This is a genomic window from Sphingomonas sp. Root241 (assembly GCF_001428865.1).
Lineage (GTDB): Bacteria > Pseudomonadota > Alphaproteobacteria > Sphingomonadales > Sphingomonadaceae > Sphingomonas.
In genome coordinates this window covers 124669-141099 of record NZ_LMIV01000004.1, presented here as the reverse complement: position 1 = coordinate 141099, position 16431 = coordinate 124669, and the positions used below count along the sequence as shown (strand labels likewise).

Annotated in this window: 14 protein-coding genes; 5 read left to right on the top strand and 9 right to left on the bottom strand. The window is 64.9% G+C overall.

The genetic code is table 11. The annotated features are described in order from the left end of the window. Window positions 1-18 precede the first annotated feature (18 nt). Together ASE13_RS17880 and ASE13_RS17875 are read right to left on the bottom strand one after the other, a co-directional pair. Window positions 19-1992 (bottom strand): response regulator, encoded by a 1974-nt coding sequence (locus ASE13_RS17880; RefSeq protein WP_200955778.1) that lies wholly within the window; start codon window positions 1990-1992, stop codon window positions 19-21. Window positions 1993-2089: 97 nt separating this feature from the next. Continuing rightward, complete coding sequence (locus ASE13_RS17875; protein WP_056619412.1) at window positions 2090-7474, bottom strand: HAMP domain-containing protein; 5385 nt, start codon at window positions 7472-7474, stop codon at window positions 2090-2092. Window positions 7475-7668: 194 nt separating this feature from the next. Between ASE13_RS17875 and ASE13_RS17870 the strand changes: the two genes are divergently transcribed. From ASE13_RS17870 to ASE13_RS17860, 3 genes are read left to right on the top strand one after another with little or no spacing between them, the layout of a single operon-like run. After that, window positions 7669-8037 (top strand): hypothetical protein, encoded by a 369-nt coding sequence (locus tag ASE13_RS17870; protein WP_056619409.1) that lies wholly within the window; start codon window positions 7669-7671, stop codon window positions 8035-8037. A gap of 1 nt (window position 8038) precedes the next feature. Continuing rightward, the gene (locus ASE13_RS17865; protein WP_056619406.1) at window positions 8039-8317 is read left to right on the top strand and encodes a DUF5985 family protein; all 279 of its coding nucleotides are present in this window, start codon (window positions 8039-8041) and stop codon (window positions 8315-8317) included. After that, the gene (locus ASE13_RS17860) at window positions 8314-8571 is read left to right on the top strand and encodes a DUF5985 family protein (RefSeq protein ID WP_056619403.1); all 258 of its coding nucleotides are present in this window, start codon (window positions 8314-8316) and stop codon (window positions 8569-8571) included. Before ASE13_RS17865 ends, ASE13_RS17860 begins: the two co-directional genes overlap by 4 nt. Here ASE13_RS17860 and ASE13_RS17855 read toward each other — a convergent pair. The 6 genes from ASE13_RS17855 to ASE13_RS17830 form a co-directional block, all read right to left on the bottom strand. Next, a complete protein-coding gene (locus ASE13_RS17855; protein WP_056619400.1) occupies window positions 8568-8834 on the bottom strand; it encodes a hypothetical protein in 267 nt (88 codons plus the stop codon). The two genes, ASE13_RS17860 and ASE13_RS17855, sit on opposite strands and share 4 nt — an antisense overlap. A 28-nt stretch (window positions 8835-8862) precedes the next feature. Then, window positions 8863-9243: a DUF1801 domain-containing protein gene (locus ASE13_RS17850; RefSeq protein ID WP_056619396.1), complete on the bottom strand. Its 381-nt coding sequence runs from the start codon at window positions 9241-9243 to the stop codon at window positions 8863-8865. A gap of 36 nt (window positions 9244-9279) precedes the next feature. Beyond that, complete coding sequence (locus tag ASE13_RS17845; RefSeq protein ID WP_056619393.1) at window positions 9280-9690, bottom strand: SRPBCC family protein; 411 nt, start codon at window positions 9688-9690, stop codon at window positions 9280-9282. Further along, window positions 9687-9992 (bottom strand): ArsR/SmtB family transcription factor, encoded by a 306-nt coding sequence (locus tag ASE13_RS17840; RefSeq protein ID WP_235537042.1) that lies wholly within the window; start codon window positions 9990-9992, stop codon window positions 9687-9689. Before ASE13_RS17840 ends, ASE13_RS17845 begins: the two co-directional genes overlap by 4 nt. 84 nt (window positions 9993-10076) lie before the next feature. Then, on the bottom strand, window positions 10077-11405 hold the full coding sequence (locus ASE13_RS17835; RefSeq protein ID WP_235537041.1) for an MFS transporter: 1329 nt from the start codon (window positions 11403-11405) through the stop codon (window positions 10077-10079). 104 nt (window positions 11406-11509) lie between these two features. Further along, window positions 11510-12427 carry an ROK family protein gene (locus tag ASE13_RS17830; RefSeq protein ID WP_056620116.1) on the bottom strand — a complete coding sequence of 306 codons (918 nt, stop codon included), beginning with the start codon at window positions 12425-12427 and terminating at the stop codon, window positions 11510-11512. Between the two features lie 147 nt (window positions 12428-12574). Between ASE13_RS17830 and ASE13_RS17825 the strand changes: the two genes are divergently transcribed. After that, window positions 12575-13903 (top strand): sugar porter family MFS transporter, encoded by a 1329-nt coding sequence (locus ASE13_RS17825; protein WP_056619387.1) that lies wholly within the window; start codon window positions 12575-12577, stop codon window positions 13901-13903. A 43-nt stretch (window positions 13904-13946) separates the two neighbouring features. After that, on the top strand, window positions 13947-15131 hold the full coding sequence (locus ASE13_RS17820; protein ID WP_056619384.1) for an ROK family transcriptional regulator: 1185 nt from the start codon (window positions 13947-13949) through the stop codon (window positions 15129-15131). A gap of 224 nt (window positions 15132-15355) precedes the next feature. On the opposite strand, the gene ASE13_RS17815 is transcribed toward ASE13_RS17820, so the two are convergent. Then, window positions 15356-16312, bottom strand: a complete 957-nt coding sequence (locus ASE13_RS17815; protein WP_056619380.1) for a homocysteine S-methyltransferase family protein — start codon at window positions 16310-16312, stop codon at window positions 15356-15358. Window positions 16313-16431: the final 119 nt, after the last annotated feature.

Below are 16431 nucleotides of genomic sequence, written 5' to 3'. Positions count from 1 at the left end.
GCCCAAAGCGCCGAGCCGTCAGCGGCGGTCGCGCAACGCCGCCTTGAGTTGTTCGGGTGTGAACGGTTTGTCGAGAACACGCACGTCGTCATATTCGGCGGGGCCCATGTCCGATTCGGCATAGCCGGTGATGATCAGCGCGGGCAGATCGGCGCGCGCGCTGCGCACCTGCCGCACCAGTTCGGCGCCCGACATGCGCGGCATGGCATAATCGGTGATCAACAGGTCGAACGCGGCCGGGTCGCTGCGGAACAGTTCGAGCGCCTGGGCGCCCTCGGTGAGGTGCATCACACTGTGGCCGAGATCCTCGAGCAGCGCAGCGGTGGTCGCGCGGACCCCGTCATGGTCGTCGACCAGCAATATCCGCATCGCGGCGGTGACGCCGTTGAGCGTCTCGTCGCCCGCGGCATCCGCTTCGGCCTCGATTTCGGCGTCGGGCGCTCGCGGGAGCCATATCTCGACGCGAGTGCCCTGGCCGAGTTCGCTGTCGACCCGAACCTCGCCGCCCGATTGCTGTGCGAAGCCATAGACCATGCTCAGACCGAGCCCGGTGCCCTTGCCCACCGGCTTGGTGGTGAAGAAGGGCTCGAGCACCTGTTCGATCATCTCTGACGCGATACCGCAGCCTGTGTCGCCCACGCCGATCACGACATAATGGCCCGGCGTGAGCCCGGTGCGGCCGACCTGCTCCGTGATCTCGCGGTCTTCGGCGGCCACGGTGACCACACCGCCCTCGGGCATCGCGTCGCGGGCGTTGATGACCAGGTTCATCAGGGCGAGCTCCAGCTGCGCGGCGTCGGCGTAAACCGGCGACACCGGATCGTGGAGCTTCCATTCCAGCTCGACCAGCCCGCCCAGCGTGTGCGCGAGCAGATTGGTCACCGATTGCGCGAGGCGCGGAATCTGTACGGGGGCGGGTTCGAGCTTCTGGCGACGCGCAAAAGCGAGCAAATGCTTGACCAGCTCCGCGCCCTGCTCGGCGGCATGGCGAGTCATTGCGACAATCTTCGCCTGCTCCTCATCCAGCACCACGCGCCGCTCGATCATCCCCAGTCCACCGAGCACCGCGGCCAGCAGATTGTTGAAGTCGTGCGCGATGCCGCCGGTCAATTGGCCGATAGCGTCCATCTTGCGCGCCTGGGTGAGCTGGCTCTCCAGTTCCTTGCGGTCGGTCACGTCGAGCAGCGTTCCCGCGAACTCGACGGGGTTGCCGAAGGCATCACGCAGCAGCACCGCCTGATCGAGGAAATGCTTGTACTGCCCGTCGGCGCATTGCCAGCGATACTCGATCGAAAGCGACTGGCCCGCGCTGCGCCCGGCCATCGCCTCGACCACTCGCTCACGATCCTCCGCGTGGAGGCGATCCACCCACAAGGTCGGCGCTTGCTGGATCTCCTCGAACGCATAACCGGTGAGCGCCGCGAAATTGCCGCTGACGAACTTCGGGATGCGCGGGTTCGCGTCGATTTCCTCGAGATAGAGGATGATCGGCAGCGACTGGATGATCGCCGCCTGTCGCTGCTCGGCGAGACGGAGCTCCTGTTCGATGCGCAGTCGCTCGGCATTGGCGCGCAGGTTTGCGTCGAGCAGGGCCTGCTCCTGCCGGGCCTTGCGCTGGATCTCCTTGGTCATGGTGAAGAGATCTACGAACACGGCGACTTTCGACTGCAGCACTACCGGGTCGACCGGCTTGAAGACATAATCCACCGCACCCATCGAATAGCCGCGCAGCAGATGCTGGCTCTCCTTGTTGACGGCGGAGAGGAAGACGATCGGCACGCGCTTGGTCTGCTCGCGCGAGCGAATGATCTGCGCGGTCTCATAGCCGTCGATACCGGGCATATAGACGTCCAGCAGGATCACCGCGAATTCCCCCCGAAGGAGCTGGCGCAGCGCTTCCTCACCCGAATTGGCCACGACGACGTCGGCCACGTCCTCGAGCACGGTCCGGATCGCGAGCAGATTGCGCTCGTCGTCATCGACAACGAGCACCCGGGCACGATCTTCGATGGCTTGGGGGTCTGTCACAAGCGCGGCCTCGGCGATCGTCGCGGTCCCGGTGGGCGGAATTTTCGAGTGCATCTGCACCTCAGCTCGGCTCTGCCACGATCACGTCGTTCGAATGCGACGCCTCGCGCGAGCGGCCGATCCAGACGCGCAGGAGCGCCAGCAGCAAGTCGATATCGACCGGCTTGGCGATATAATCGGAGGCCCCCGCGTCGAGACACTTCTGTCGATCGCCCTTCATCGCCTTGGCGGTCACGGCGATCAGCGGCAGGTCGGCCAATTCGGTGCGCTGGCGGATCTGCTGCATGGTCTCGTAGCCGTCCATCTCGGGCATCATGATGTCGATCAACGCGATGTCGATGCCCGGAGTCTGCTCGAGGATCATGATACCGTCCTTGCCCCCCTCGGCGTGGAGCACTTCGACGCCATAGCTCTCGAGCACACTGGTCAGCGAATAGATGTTGCGGATGTCGTCGTCGACAATGAGGATCTTGGCGTCGGCCAGTTCGGGCACCGCGCGGCCGGCCTGGACGACCTGCTCGGTCTGCTCAGGCACCAACTCGATCACCGCGGGATGTTTCTCGATGCGTTCGGCGAGGTCGCGGAACACCGCGACCAGCGCCTCCTTCTCGGCCGGTTTCTCGGTTACGCCGAACGCGCCGAGGTCGATTGCCTTGGCGACCTTGTCGGCGCCCGAAATGACGTGGATCGGCACATGCCGCGTCTGCGGGTCGTGTTTGAGCAGGTCGAGCAGCACGAAGCCGTCGATGTCGGACAGGCCGAGATCGAGGGTGATCGCCTGCGGCTGGAGCTTCCGGACCATCGCCAGCGTCCCTGCTCCCGCACCCGAGATCACGCCCTTGAGCCCCGCGCCGCGCGCGATGTCGAGCAGGATCGAGGCGAAGGTGGGGTCATCCTCGACGATCAGTACGAACGGATCGCCGCCCAGGCTGTCGCGATCGTCGCTGAGATCGAATGAGCCCGGCAGCGCATTGGGCACCATTGCGCCGCTATTGTCGTAGCGCGCCGTGGTGCCTTGCTGCCCGGTCGTCGCGGGTGCGACCGCCTGGAGGGGAACGAACAAGGTGAAGGTCGAGCCCTCGCCGGGCTTCGAGCGGACCTGCAGTTCGCCGCCCAGCAGCCGCGCGATTTCACGGCTGATCGACAGGCCGAGGCCGGTGCCGCCATATTTACGGCTGGTGGTGCCGTCCGCCTGCTGGAACGCCTCGAAGATCAGCTTCTGCTTGTCCTGCGGAATGCCGATGCCGGTATCGGTGACCGCGATCTCGATCGCGGTGTCGACGCCGCGCAGCACGGGATGGTTGGTGCTCCATCCCTTGGTCGCTGCCCGCACCGCAAGCGTGACGCTGCCCTGCGCAGTGAACTTGAATGCATTCGAGAGCAGGTTGAGCACGATCTGCTGGAGGCGCTTCTCGTCGGTGCGGATCGTCGCCGGCAGGCCGACGTCGAACTCGACGTTGAAGGCAAGGCTCTTGTCTGCGGCGAGCTGGCGGAAGGTTCGATCCATGTGCTGGCGCAGCGTCTGCATCGGCATCTCGCCGACCTCGATCGACACCGTCCCCGATTCGATTTTGGAGAGATCGAGGATGTCGTTGATCAGATTGAGCAGATCCGAACCTGCCGAATTGATCGTACGCGCGAATTCGACCTGTTTCTCGTTGAGATTGCCCTGCGGATTGTCCGACAACAGCTTCGAGAGGATGAGCAGCGAATTGAGCGGCGTGCGCAGCTCGTGCGACATGTTGGCGAGGAATTCGGACTTGTACTTGGAGGTGAGCGCGAGCTGCTCCGCCTTCTCCTCCAGCGCACGGCGGGCCATTTCGATCTCGAGATTCTTGGCCTCGACCTGGCGCTTCTCGTTCTCGAGCAGCTGCGCCTTTTCCTGCAGCTCCTCGTTGGTGTTGTGCAGCTCTTCCTGCTTGGTGGTGAGCTCGGTCTGGCGCGCCTGCAGCTCCTGCGTCAGCAGCTGCGACTGCTTCAGCAGGCCCTCGGTACGCATCGTCGCGGCGATCGTGTTGAGCACGATGCCCACCGATTCCATCAGCTGATCGAGGAAGCTCTGGTGAGTCTCGTTGAAGTCGCCGAACGAGGCCAGCTCGATCACTGCCTTGACCTCGTCCTCGAACAACGCCGGCAGGATGGTGACATTGGCCGGCGCCGCTGCGCCGAGGCCAGATCCGATGCGCAGGAAGTCGGCGGGGACATGCTCGAGCAGGATCGGCCGCTTGTCAGCCGCCGCCTGTCCGACCAGCCCTTCGCGCAGCGCGAACTTCGGCTTGAGCTGTTCCTTGCTCTCGGCACCATAGCTGGCGGCGAGCTCGAGCACGGTATCGTCGCCCTCGCGCGTGGTGACGTAGAACACGCCATATTGCGCGTTCACCAGCGGCGCGAGCTCGGACATGATCAGGTTCGAGACGGTGGTGAGGTCGCGCTCGCCCTGCAGCATGCGGCTGAAGCGCGCGAGGTTGGTCTTGAGCCAATCCTGCTCCGCATTCTTCAAGGTCTGATCCTTGAGGTTGCGGATCATCTCGTTGATGTTGTCCTTGAGCGCGGCCATCTCGCCCGACGCTTCCACTGCGATCGAGCGGGTAAGGTCTCCCTTGGTCACCGCAGTTGCCACGTCGGCGATCGAGCGCACCTGGTTGGTCAGGTTGGCCGCGAGCTGGTTCACGTTGTCAGTGAGGTCGCGCCACAGGCCTGCGGCGCCCGGCACACGCGCCTGACCGCCCAGCCGGCCCTCGATGCCCACTTCGCGGGCCATGTTGGTCACCTGATCACCGAAGGTCGAAAGCGTGTCGATCATGAAGTTGATCGTCTCCGCCAAGGCGGCGATCTCGCCCTTGGCGTCCACGGTCAGCTTGCGCTTGAGGTTGCCCTGCGCCACCGCGGTGACCACGTCGGCGATGCCGCGCACCTGGTTGGTCAGGTTGGTCGCCATCAGGTTGACGTTGTCGGTCAGATCCTTCCACGTGCCGCCGACGCCCGGCACCTGCGCCTGGCCGCCCAACTTGCCCTCGGTGCCCACTTCGCGCGCCACGCGCGTCACTTCCGACGCGAAACCGTTGAGCTGGTCCACCATCGTGTTGATGGTGTCCTTGAGCTCGAGGATCTCGCCCTTCACGTCGACGGTGATCTTCTTGGACAAGTCGCCGCGCGCCACGGCGGTGGTCACGTCGGCGATGTTGCGAACCTGACCGGTCAGGTTCGCCGCCATCAAATTCACATTGTCGGTGAGATCGGCCCAGGTCCCCGCGACACCGCGCACCTGCGCCTGACCGCCGAGCTTGCCCTCGGTGCCCACTTCGCGCGCCACGCGCGTCACTTCCGAGGCGAAGCCGTTGAGCTGGTCCACCATCGTGTTGATGGTGTTCTTGAGCTCCAGAATTTCGCCCTTCACGTCGACGGTGATCTTCTTGGACAAGTCGCCCAACGCCACCGCGGTGGTCACTTCGGCGATGTTGCGCACTTGGCCGGTGAGGTTCGCCGCCAGATCGTTGACGTTGTCGGTGAGATCCTTCCATGTGCCGCCGACGCCCTCGACCTTCGCCTGTCCGCCGAGCTTGCCTTCCGAGCCCACTTCGCGCGCCACGCGCGTCACTTCCGATGCGAACGAATTGAGCTGGTCCACCATGGTGTTGATGGTGTTCTTCAGTTCGAGGATTTCGCCCTTCACGTCGACGGTGATCTTCTTGGAAAGATCGCCCTTCGCCACCGCGGTGGTCACTTCGGCGATGTTGCGCACCTGGCCGGTCAGATTGCCCGCCATCAGGTTGACGTTGTCGGTGAGATCCTTCCACGTGCCGGCGACGCCTTCCACTTGCGCCTGTCCGCCGAGCTTGCCTTCCGAGCCAACTTCGCGCGCCACGCGCGTCACTTCCGATGCGAAGCCGTTGAGCTGGTCCACCATCACGTTGATGGTGTTCTTGAGCTCGAGGATTTCGCCGCGGACCTCGACGGTGATCTTCCTGGACAAGTCGCCCTTCGCCACTGCGGTGGTCACGTCGGCGATGTTGCGGACCTGGCCGGTGAGGTTCGCCGCCATCAGATTGACGTTGTCGGTAAGGTCCTTCCAGGTACCGCCGACGCCGGGCACCTGCGCCTGACCGCCGAGCTTGCCCTCGGTGCCGACCTCGCGCGCGACGCGCGTCACTTCCGAAGCGAAGCCGTTGAGCTGGTCCACCATCACGTTGATGGTGTTCTTGAGCTCGAGGATCTCCCCCTTCACGTCGACCGTGATCTTCTTGGAGAGGTCGCCCGACGCCACCGCGGTGGTCACTTCGGCGATGTTGCGCACCTGGCCGGTCAGATTGTCGGCCATCAGGTTGACGTTGTCGGTGAGATCCTTCCACGTACCGGCGACACCCGGCACCTGCGCCTGCCCGCCGAGCTTGCCCTCGGTGCCCACTTCGCGCGCCACGCGCGTCACTTCCGATGCGAAGCCGTTGAGCTGGTCCACCATGACGTTGATAGTATTCTTGAGCTCGAGGATCTCGCCCTTCACGTCGACGGTGATCTTCTTGGACAAGTCGCCCGATGCCACCGCAGTGGTCACCTCGGCGATGTTGCGCACCTGACCGGTCAGGTTGTCGGCCATCAAGTTGACGTTGTCGGTGAGATCCTTCCACGTGCCGGCGACGCCCTCCACGCGCGCCTGCCCGCCCAATTTGCCCTCGGTGCCCACTTCGCGCGCCACGCGCGTCACTTCCGACGCGAACGAATTGAGCTGGTCCACCATCGTGTTGATGGTGTTCTTGAGTTCGAGGATCTCGCCCTTCACTTCGACGGTGATCTTTTTGGAGAGATCGCCCGACGCCACCGCGGTGGTCACTTCGGCGATGTTGCGCACCTGGCCCGTCAAATTGGTCGCCATCGCGTTGACATTGTCGGTCAGGTCTTTCCAGGTGCCAGCGACGCCCTTCACCTTGGCCTGTCCGCCGAGCTTGCCTTCGGTGCCCACTTCGCGCGCCACGCGCGTCACTTCGGACGCGAACGAGGCGAGCTGCTCCACCATGGTGTTCACGACCTTGCCGATGCGCAGGAATTCGCCGCGCAATGGCCGGCCGTCGATCTCGACGGTCATTGATTGCGAGAGGTCGCCCTTCGCCACCGCGCCGATGACGCGCGCGACTTCCGCAGTCGGCTGGACCATGTCCTCGATCAGTTCGTTGATCGACCGCAATTTGGCTTCCCAGCCGCCGGTAGCACCGCGGACATGGCCGCGCTGGGTGATCTTGCCTTCCTTGCCGACGACGCGCGACAAGCGCTCGAATTCGACGGTCATCGCCTCTTCAATGGCGACAACTTCGTTGAACAATGCGGCTATCTCGCCGTCGGTGCCGGGAAGATCCTCGGGCAGCCGGACCGAGAAGTCACCGCGCCGAAAGCTGCGGAGCGCAGCGACGAGCTGACGGCGATCGAGGGTATCGCGAGGTCGTTCGGCGTTCACCTGGCACTCCTGGAATAAATTCCCCCCGCCCTGAATGCACTACGGCCCCCCGGCCCGGAGCCAGCATAGCAACAGCTATGCTTCAGGAAAAGTGAACGCATGCACGGATTTGTGGCCGGTTGCGGCATTTTGTCGAAGCATTAGGAAGGGCGCGACACTCGGGGGAAACATGCGGATGGGAGACGGCACCCGGGATGCCGGCCAAGCAAGAAGTTTCCAACTTCATTCGTTCGACCTTTCGCTCGGTCTGGGCGCTGGAATTGCTGTGCTTCCTGCAGAAGCATCGCGACCGGGCATGGCCGCAGCGGGAGCTGGTGATCACGCTGCGCGGAAGCGACCTCGTCGTGTCGCAGAGTGTCGACGCGCTTCTCGCCGCGGGCCTGGTCGTCATCGATCCCGGCCAGCTGGTTCGCTACCAGCCGACCTCCGATGCGGTGGAGGCGCTCGCGAGCGCCGCCGAATCGCTCTACGCCACCCGGCCGGACGCAGTGCGACGGATGATCGTCACGCCGCGCTCCAGCCTCAGCAGCTTCGCCGATGCGTTCAAGCTGCGGGAGGATTGATATGACTTCCTGGTTCCCCGCGATCGTCTATTTGCTCTGCTTCGCGACGAGCACCGCCTGTGCGCTGCTGCTCGCGCGCAGCTATCGCCGCAGCGGCATGCGGCTGCTGCTGTGGAGCGCATTGTGCTTCGTCCTGCTCGCGGTGAACAATCTGTTCGTGATCGTCGATCTTCTGGTGATCCGCGACATCGACTTCGGCCAGATGCGGCTATTGCTGTCGCTGGCGGCGGTGGCTGTCCTCCTGTTCGGCTTCATCTGGGACATGGAGGAAGAAGCGTGACCTTGCTCGCCTTCCTCTCCGGTGCGGTCACGCTCGGCTTCGCGACGGCCGCCCTGTTCTTCCTGCGCTTCTGGCGCGACACGCGCGACGAGTTGTTCCTCGCCTTCGCCGCGGCCTTCTTCCTGCTCGGCATCGCCCAGGCGATCCTCGCGCTCGGTGGTATTCCCGACGAGCAGCGCAGCTGGGTCTATCTGGTCCGCCTCGTCGCCTTTCTCACGATCCTTTTCGCGATCCTGCGCAAGAACAGGGCTTAGGGAACCCAGCCGGGCGGCGCGGCAGCCTGCCGGCCATTACTTTCACTCTGCGAGATCGCACGTCCACCGCTGCGCCAGCGGGCGGCGTGAGGCAGGGCGAACAAATACAACCCGCTGACCAGCAGCAGGATGAGCGGGAGCAATGCGAACAGCCCCAGCCACGCCGGAGGCTGCCCCTGCCCCATCGCGACGATGTAGGCGAGGACGCCGGCGGTGAAGGCCATCGAGAGCCAGCGATGAATCTGGCGGACCCACATATTCATGGCGATCTCCTTTAGTTGGCGGAGTGGATTATTTGGACCGGTTCAGCGCAGCGGCGGCGCGAAGCAGCGACTTCAGCGCCTCCTCGTCGATCTCCTCGCCCTCATGGAAGTCGATCGCGCGCCTGGCATTGCCTTCGAGGCTGGAGTTGAACAGCTTCGAGGGGTCATCGAGCGCCGCGCCCTTGGCGAAGGTCATCTTCACGGCGTTCTTGTAGGTCTCGCCCGTGCAGATCATGCCGTCGCGATACCAGGTCGGAACGCCCCGCCACTTCCATTCCTCGACGACGTCGGGAACGGCTTCCTTCACCAGTTTCCGTAGCCGGCTTAGCGTCTCGCCGCGCCAGTCGCCCAGTTCCTCGATCCGCGCATCGATCAATTCGGAGGGTGATGCGGTCTGCGTGTCGGTCATTTTGATTTCTCCGTGATTGCAGGGCGGCGCGGAACGTCAGTCCATCCGCGCCAGCACTTCCTCGAGCCGGCCCAGGAATTGCGGCCAGCCGGCTTTTGCGCCGTGATAAGCGAGCTTCTGGTCGGGCTTGAACCCGACCTGCTCCATGCGCAGCCGCGTTCCCGTGCCCGCCGCGCTGAGCGTCCAGGTGACGGTGCTTTCGAGGCCCAGCCCGTTCCAGGTATAAGCCAGCGTCTTGTTGGGCTCGACCTCCAGCACCTGGCAATCGAGGACACCCCACTCCGCGCTGAGATTGAAGCGGTGATCCACCGCCGGCTTGAAATCGTTCTTCATCAGCCATTCCTCGATCAGGTGCGGCTGGGTGAGCGCGCGCCAGATCTTCTCAGGAGGATGCGCGATCTCGCGCTCGACGACTACGGAGCGCGTTTCGGTCGCGGTATCGGTCATTGGTCCATCCTCTTGAGCAGGTCCTCGAGATCGTCGAAGCGGCTTTGCCAGAAGCCGGTCATCTCGCTCGTCCAGTCGATCAGCGGGGCCAGCGCATCGCGCCGCGCACTATAATGGGTCTGCCGGCCTTCGTGGCGATCGAGGACGAACCCGGCCTGTTTGAGCACGCCGAGATGCTTCGAGACCGCCGGTTGCGAGACTCCCGCATGCGCGGTCAGCGCGCCGACGGTCTGTTCGCCGCTTCTGCACAGACGCTCGAAGATCGCCCGCCGGGTCGGATCGGCGAGCGTCTTGAAGAGCATGTCTCGAGCATTGTGCATTAATCGATAACTCGCTGGCTATGGTTTTTCCATAACCAGCGGGTTATCGTTTAGTCAAGCCCCGGATCAGTGAACCGAGAGCGTCTCGGCGTCCTGCCGCACGACCGGTGCCCGGCCCGCGAGCACCGCGAACAGACACAGCATCAGATAGCATGCGGCGGGAACGATCAGCGCGACCGCATAGCCGGTCTTGTCGGAGACCGCGCCGACCAGCAGCGGCAGCAGGGCGCCGCCGACGATCGCCGTGCAGAGCAACCCGGAGGTCGATTCCGCGGTGCCGGTGGAACGCTCGAGCGTCAGCGTGAAGATCACAGGGAACATGATCGAATTGAACAGGCCGATCGACAGCGCGACGAAGCCGGCGGTCACGCCGCCGACCGCGAAGACATAGAAGCACATCGCCGCCGCTATGGCCGTGAACACCGCCAGCAGCAGATGCGCGCGCACCGCCGCGAGCAGCGCCGAGCCGATCGCACGGCCGACCATGGCACCCAACCAGTAGAGCGCGACTGCCTTGCCGGCTTCCTGAAGCGAAACCCCGGGCACGCCGTCGCTGCCCATCAAATAGCCGAGGATCGGGACACCGAAGGCCGCGTCGGAGTGGCCCCAGACGCTGTCGTCGTTGAGCAGCAGCGCCATCTGGGTGCCGATCGAGACTTCGGCGCCGACATAGAGGAAGATCGCGAGCGCGCCCAGGAGCGCCCAGCGCGAGTTGAGCGCAGAGAAGAGGCCGGCTGTCGAGGCGACGGGGGGCGCGGCCTCGGTGACGACGCGGCGGCTGAGCCAGAAGAACACTGCCAGCGCGGCGATCAGCCCGCAGATCCACAGATACGCCGAATCGATGCCGGCCAATGCCTCGGCACGCACGGCGCTGGTGATCACCGTGCCTTCCTTGACCTCGACGCCCTTGAGGAACAGGTGCGCGCCGAGCAGCGGCCCGAGGAAGGTGCCGAACGAGTTGAAGGTCTGGCTGAGCGTCAGGCGCAAATGGCTGTATTTGGGATTGCCCAGCGCGGCCGCGAGCGGATTTGCGGCGACCTGCAGGATGGTTATCCCGCTGGCCAGGATGAACAGCCCGAGCAGCACGAGGGTGAATACCGCGAGATTGGCCGCGGCGAGCATCACCAGGCAGCCTGCGATCATCAGGCCCAGCGCGATCAGGATCGTGGGGATCGACCTGGCGCGCGAGAGCAAGGCCGCCGCCGGGAAGGACATCACGCCATAAGCGATGAAGAACGCGAACGCGGCCGCCTGCGCCTGGAAATTGGTGAGCGTGAAGATGCCCTTCACCGATGCTACCAACGGGTCGATCAGCGAGGTGATGAAGCCCCATGCGAAAAACAGTGTCGTCACTGCGGCGAATGCCAGCGTTGCACGCGAGCTCGAACGGGCCAAGGCGCTATCCTTCCTGTCGATGCACGCTCCGCCACGGCGAAAGCCCGGCGATGCGTGCAATTATTATGTTTGATTTGCTAATTCGCACAGCGCGCCGCACTTGGCTAGACAGTCGCGAAGGCCGTAGCGGCGAGCGCGATCGAACCCATCGGACCCGCCATATCGCCCAGCCCCGGACGAGTGATATAGCCCTCGATCCTGGGCAGCCGCATATAGCCGTTGAGGCTCTCGACCAGCGCTTTCTCTATCCGCGCCACGAGATGCGGCTGTGCGGTGAGCACGCCGCCGCCGATCGCGATCCGCTCGGGGCCCGCGCCGCAGACGAGCGCATGCGCCATGGCTGCGATGGTGTGGACGATCGGCTCCCAGACCGGATCGTCCTCCGCCACGTCGTGAACGGCCCGACCGCCGAGGCGCGCCACCAGAGCGGATCCCGAGGCGAGTCCCTCGACGCAATCGTCGTGAAACCCGCACACGCTCGGATGATCGTCGCCCGCCAGCCGCGGCACGCGCACATGACCCCATTCGCTGTGTGCGAAGCCACGCGTGGGACGGCCATGGACGATCAATCCCACGCCCACCCCGGTACCGACGGTGACATAAGCGAAATCGCTCATGCCCTGGCCGCTGCCCCAGGCGACCTCGGCCAGCGCCGCGCCGTTGACGTCGGTGTCGAATCCCACCGGAACCGCGAACGGCGCGGACAATGTGCCGCGCACGTCGGTGCCGGCCCAGCCGGCCTTTGTGGTCGCGAGGATATGGCCATGCGACAGCGAGCGAGCGTCGAGATCGATCGGTCCGAACGAGGCGATGCCCAGCGCGCGAAAACCCGGATGCTCGTACCAGTCGTGGAGCACCTCGAGGATCGCCGGCAGGGTCTCCGCGGCGCTGGTCGTCGGCACGACCTGCTGGTCGAGGACCCTGCCCGGCCCGAAGGCAAGGGTGCACACGCATTTGGTGCCCCCGAGCTCGATGCCGGCAAAAGGGAGCTCCCCCGTCGAAGCGCCGTCCGAGATACGCATGGACGACGACGAACCCTTCGACATTCCCCCTCCCTCTCCGCGGCTGTGCCCGCCTGTGAATCCCTGGGCTTGTACAGCCCGGGGTTCGCATTAATAATCCAAATTACATAATTCAACCGTCGAACAACGGCTAGGGAGAGGATTGCGATGAGTGCGTCCAATGGCAAGCTGAACCCCTCGGCGATCATTGCCGCGAGTCTTGCGGGGCTGTTGTTCGGGTTCGACACCGCGGTAATCGCCGGCGTGACCGAGGCGCTTCGCGGCACGTTCGGCCTTTCGCCTGCACAATTGGGCGCCGCGGTATCCGCCGCATTGGTCGGCACGCTGATCGGGGCGCTCGGCGCGGGCAAGCCCGGCGATCGCTATGGCAGCCGCACGATCCTGTTGTGGATCGCCGTCGCCTATATCGTCTCGGCGCTCGGCTCGGCATTGAGCAGCGGGCTCGCGATGCTCGTCGCCTTCCGCTTCCTCGGCGGCCTCGCGATCGGAGGATCTTCGGTGCTGGCGCCGGTCTATATCACCGAAGTCGCCCCGCCCGAACGGCGCGGCATGCTGGTCGGCTTCTTCCAGCTGAGCATCGTGCTCGGCATCCTCGGCGCCTATGTCAGCAACTTCCTGATTGCGCAGGCAGTCGACGGCGAGCTGGCGTGGCGGCTCAAGCTCGGCGTCGCTGCGGCGCCCGCTTTGCTCTTCCTCGTCCTGATGCTCCGCGTTCCGCAGAGCCCGCGCTGGCTCTTTCATCGTGGGCGAACCGCGGAAGCCAAAGAGGCGATCGAGACCTTGTCCATGGGCGATGCCGACACTTTGCTCGCGCAGTTCGCCGCGGGCGCCACCGCGCCGGGCGACGACCGGCTGAGCTGGCGGCTCCACCGCCGCCCCATCCTGCTTGCGATCGGCCTCGCGATGTTCAACCAGCTCTCGGGCATCAATGCGATCCTCTATTATCTGGGCGACATCTTCGCCGCCGCAGGCTTCGACGCCGTCTCGGCCGACCTGCAGGCGGTTGCGATCGGCGTGGCGAATCTCCTCGCGACCATGCTCGGCATGGCGATCATCGATCGCGTCGGCCGGAAACCACTGCTGCTGGTCGGCGCCATGGGCACCGCCGTCGCACTGGCGTCCGTCGCCACGATCTATTCGACCGGTCAGGGACAGGCATGGCTATTGCCCGCGCTGATCGGCTTCATCCTGTTCTTCGCAATCTCGCAAGGGGCGGTGATCTGGGTCTATTTGTCCGAGATCTTCCCCACGGCGGTGCGCGCGCGCGGCCAATCGCTCGGAAGCGCCACGCATTGGGGCATGAACGCGCTGATCGCCTTTGGCTTTCCCGTGGTGGCGCAATATACCCAGGCATTGCCATTCTGGCTGTTCGCCGGCGCGATGCTGGTGCAGGCTGGTGTGATCTGGCGATATTTCCCCGAAACCCGGGGACTCTCGCTGGAAACGATGGGACGGACAGTCGAGGGTCGGGAATGATAGGCTTGAAGACGACGGCTTCGATGACTGATAGCGCTATCGCATGACGGCCACACCCCGAACCCGCCCCCGCCTTTCCGGCACCAATCTCGAGCGCGCCGCCGATCATAACCAGCGCGTGACGCTGCACGGCATCCGCGTGCTCGGCCCGCTCACGCGCGTCGAACTCGCCGGGATCACCGGGCTGACCGGCCCGGCGATCGCCAACATCACCAAGCGACTGCTGCAGGACGGGCTGATCGAGGAAGCCGGACAGCGTCGCGGCGGGCGCGGCCAGCCGCCCACCAAGCTCGTGGTGCGCCCCGACGCGTGCTATTCGATCGGCGTCAACATCGACCGCGATCACATCACCCTGGTGCTGGTCGACTTCTCGGGCGAGACGCTGATCCGCGTCTCCGAGGAAGTCGATTTCGCGCTGCCCGATCAGGTTCGCGCGCTCTATCGCCGATCGATCAAGAACATGCTGCGCAGGGCGGGCGTGGACGTGGCCAAGGTCGTCGGTATCGGCGTCGCGGTTCCCGACGATCTCGGACTGGTCGACCTGCCCGGCCGACCCGCAGAATATACCGCGTGGGACAAGACCAACATGGTCGATTTGTTCCGCGAGCCGCTCAACCTGCCGGTCTTCGTCGAGAACGATGCGGCGGCGGCCGCGATGGGCGAGATGCAATTGGGGCTCGGCCACACCAATAACAGCTTCTTCTACATCCTGATCTCGTCGGGCCTGGGCGGCGGGCTGGTGGTCGACGGATCGTATCTGCGCGGCGCCGACGGGCGCAGCGGCGAACTGGGCTTCATGCGCACGGTTGCGGGCGAGGAGATCCAGCGGATGGTCTCGCTGTCCGGCCTTGCGCGGCATCTCGAACGCAACGGGTGCAAGCTCGCCGACGTGATGGGCGCCGCCGACCCGGATGAGGCGACCAGCGCATGCGTCGCCGCATGGATCGAGGACGCCGCGCGCCAGCTCACCGTGCCGCTCGACGCGATCAACTGCCTGATCAATCCGGCGGCCGTACTGGTCGGCGGCCGGCTGCCGACCGCGTTGCTCGAGCGGCTGGCCGAGCGCGCCAACGAACTGATGCAGGAACGCGCGAGCCTGTTGCCGATGGTGGCCCCCGTGATCCGCGCGGCGCTCTCCGAGGACGCCCCTGCGGTGGGCGCGGCGATCCTGCCGTTCAGCCATTTCCTGCTGCCCAAGCAGGCGGCGCTGTGGAAGGCATCGGCCTGAACGACAGCCAACCAAAAGGTTGGCTGTCTTTGGCGTTCCAACCTTTTGGTTGGCTGCAAAAACCGCGGATTTGCGTGGGTTTTGCGGTTCGCGACGCCGTGTCAACCGGTGAGCGGTTGACGCGTTTGCGTCAACTGACGTGTCGCCAAGCAAAGTTGCGGTCTGGAGATTCTGCTGCTCGCCCATGACCGAACAAAAGCAGAACAAATCCTACATTTCCAGCGTTAACTGGAGTGCCGGCCCGGCCGCGTGTTCAGCGCATGCGCGATCTCGGTGACGTGCCGAAGATCGCCGCCGCAGCACGCGCCGAAGATGTTGAGCCAGGGCATGCGCGCGGCAAGTGCCGCATAAAGCTGGCCCAGTTCCTTCGGATCGCCCGCATCCAGTTCGGGCGCTTCGTCGAGCTCGGCATGGCTGCGGCGCGAGGCGTTGGCGCGGATGCCCCGGATCCGCCGCGCCCAGTCCGCGTCGTGCAGCACGCCGGAGAAATGGTCGGGATGGGCGCAATTGACCATGAAATATGCAGTCGCGCCGTCGGTCTGCGTATCGACCGCGCGGATCGCGTCGGCGAGCGACTGGCCGTCGGGAAGCCGGCCATCCGTCTCGACGGTGAAGGAGATGACGACCGGAAGCCCCAGCTTCGTCGCTGCCTGCACCAGCCCAGCCGCTTCGCTCGCCTGGGTGAAGGTGAGGCCGGTCACCATGTCGACTTCGGTCGGCGCCAGCCAGCCGAGCTGCTCGGCATAATAAGCCGCGGCTTCGTCCGCCCGGATCCGGCGCTCGGGCCGATAGGCGTCGCCGCGCGGGCCGATCGTTGCGCTGAGGACGATCGGTGGTCCGCCCTCGAAACGCGCGCGCAGGCTGCTCGCCAGTGCGACCGCGTCCTCGTTCACCGCGCGTAGCTCCTCGGGGCTCTGACCGAGGTCAACTGCCCAGTGCCGATGCGCCTTCCATGTCGTGGTATCGAGAACGAAGCCTGCGCCGGTCTGGCGGGCGAGGTTCAGGAAACCTTCGAAATAGCGCTCCACCGCCGCCCGGCCCGCGGCTTCGGGCAACAGCGTGTGCGCGGCGAACTCGCGGATCTCGATCCCGTGGTTGAAGATCAGATCGGTTTCCAGACCCGCATCGGTCAGGAAGAAGTCGCCGCCGAGTTGGGGCAGTGCGTCTCTGTATCGGGCCATCGTCCGTTTCCACCCCGCAACGATCGAGCGGCGCTTTTATCATGCGGGGGAGATTAGGCTAGATTGGAGGTCCATATTCCTACCGTCACCCCGGCCTTGAGCCGGAGTCCCGCTGTGTT

Coding starts and splice junctions, on each gene's coding strand:
- ASE13_RS17870 (WP_056619409.1), top strand. CDS start 7,669: ATGCCGGCCAAGCAAGAAGTTTCCAACTTCATTCGTTCGACCTTTCGC.
- ASE13_RS17865 (WP_056619406.1), top strand. CDS start 8,039: ATGACTTCCTGGTTCCCCGCGATCGTCTATTTGCTCTGCTTCGCGACG.
- ASE13_RS17855 (WP_056619400.1), bottom strand. CDS start 8,834: ATGAATATGTGGGTCCGCCAGATTCATCGCTGGCTCTCGATGGCCTTC.
- ASE13_RS17850 (WP_056619396.1), bottom strand. CDS start 9,243: ATGACCGACACGCAGACCGCATCACCCTCCGAATTGATCGATGCGCGG.
- ASE13_RS17845 (WP_056619393.1), bottom strand. CDS start 9,690: ATGACCGATACCGCGACCGAAACGCGCTCCGTAGTCGTCGAGCGCGAG.
- ASE13_RS17840 (WP_235537042.1), bottom strand. CDS start 9,992: ATGCTCTTCAAGACGCTCGCCGATCCGACCCGGCGGGCGATCTTCGAG.
- ASE13_RS17830 (WP_056620116.1), bottom strand. CDS start 12,427: ATGCGTATCTCGGACGGCGCTTCGACGGGGGAGCTCCCTTTTGCCGGC.
- ASE13_RS17825 (WP_056619387.1), top strand. CDS start 12,575: ATGAGTGCGTCCAATGGCAAGCTGAACCCCTCGGCGATCATTGCCGCG.
- ASE13_RS17820 (WP_056619384.1), top strand. CDS start 13,947: ATGACGGCCACACCCCGAACCCGCCCCCGCCTTTCCGGCACCAATCTC.
- ASE13_RS17815 (WP_056619380.1), bottom strand. CDS start 16,312: ATGGCCCGATACAGAGACGCACTGCCCCAACTCGGCGGCGACTTCTTC.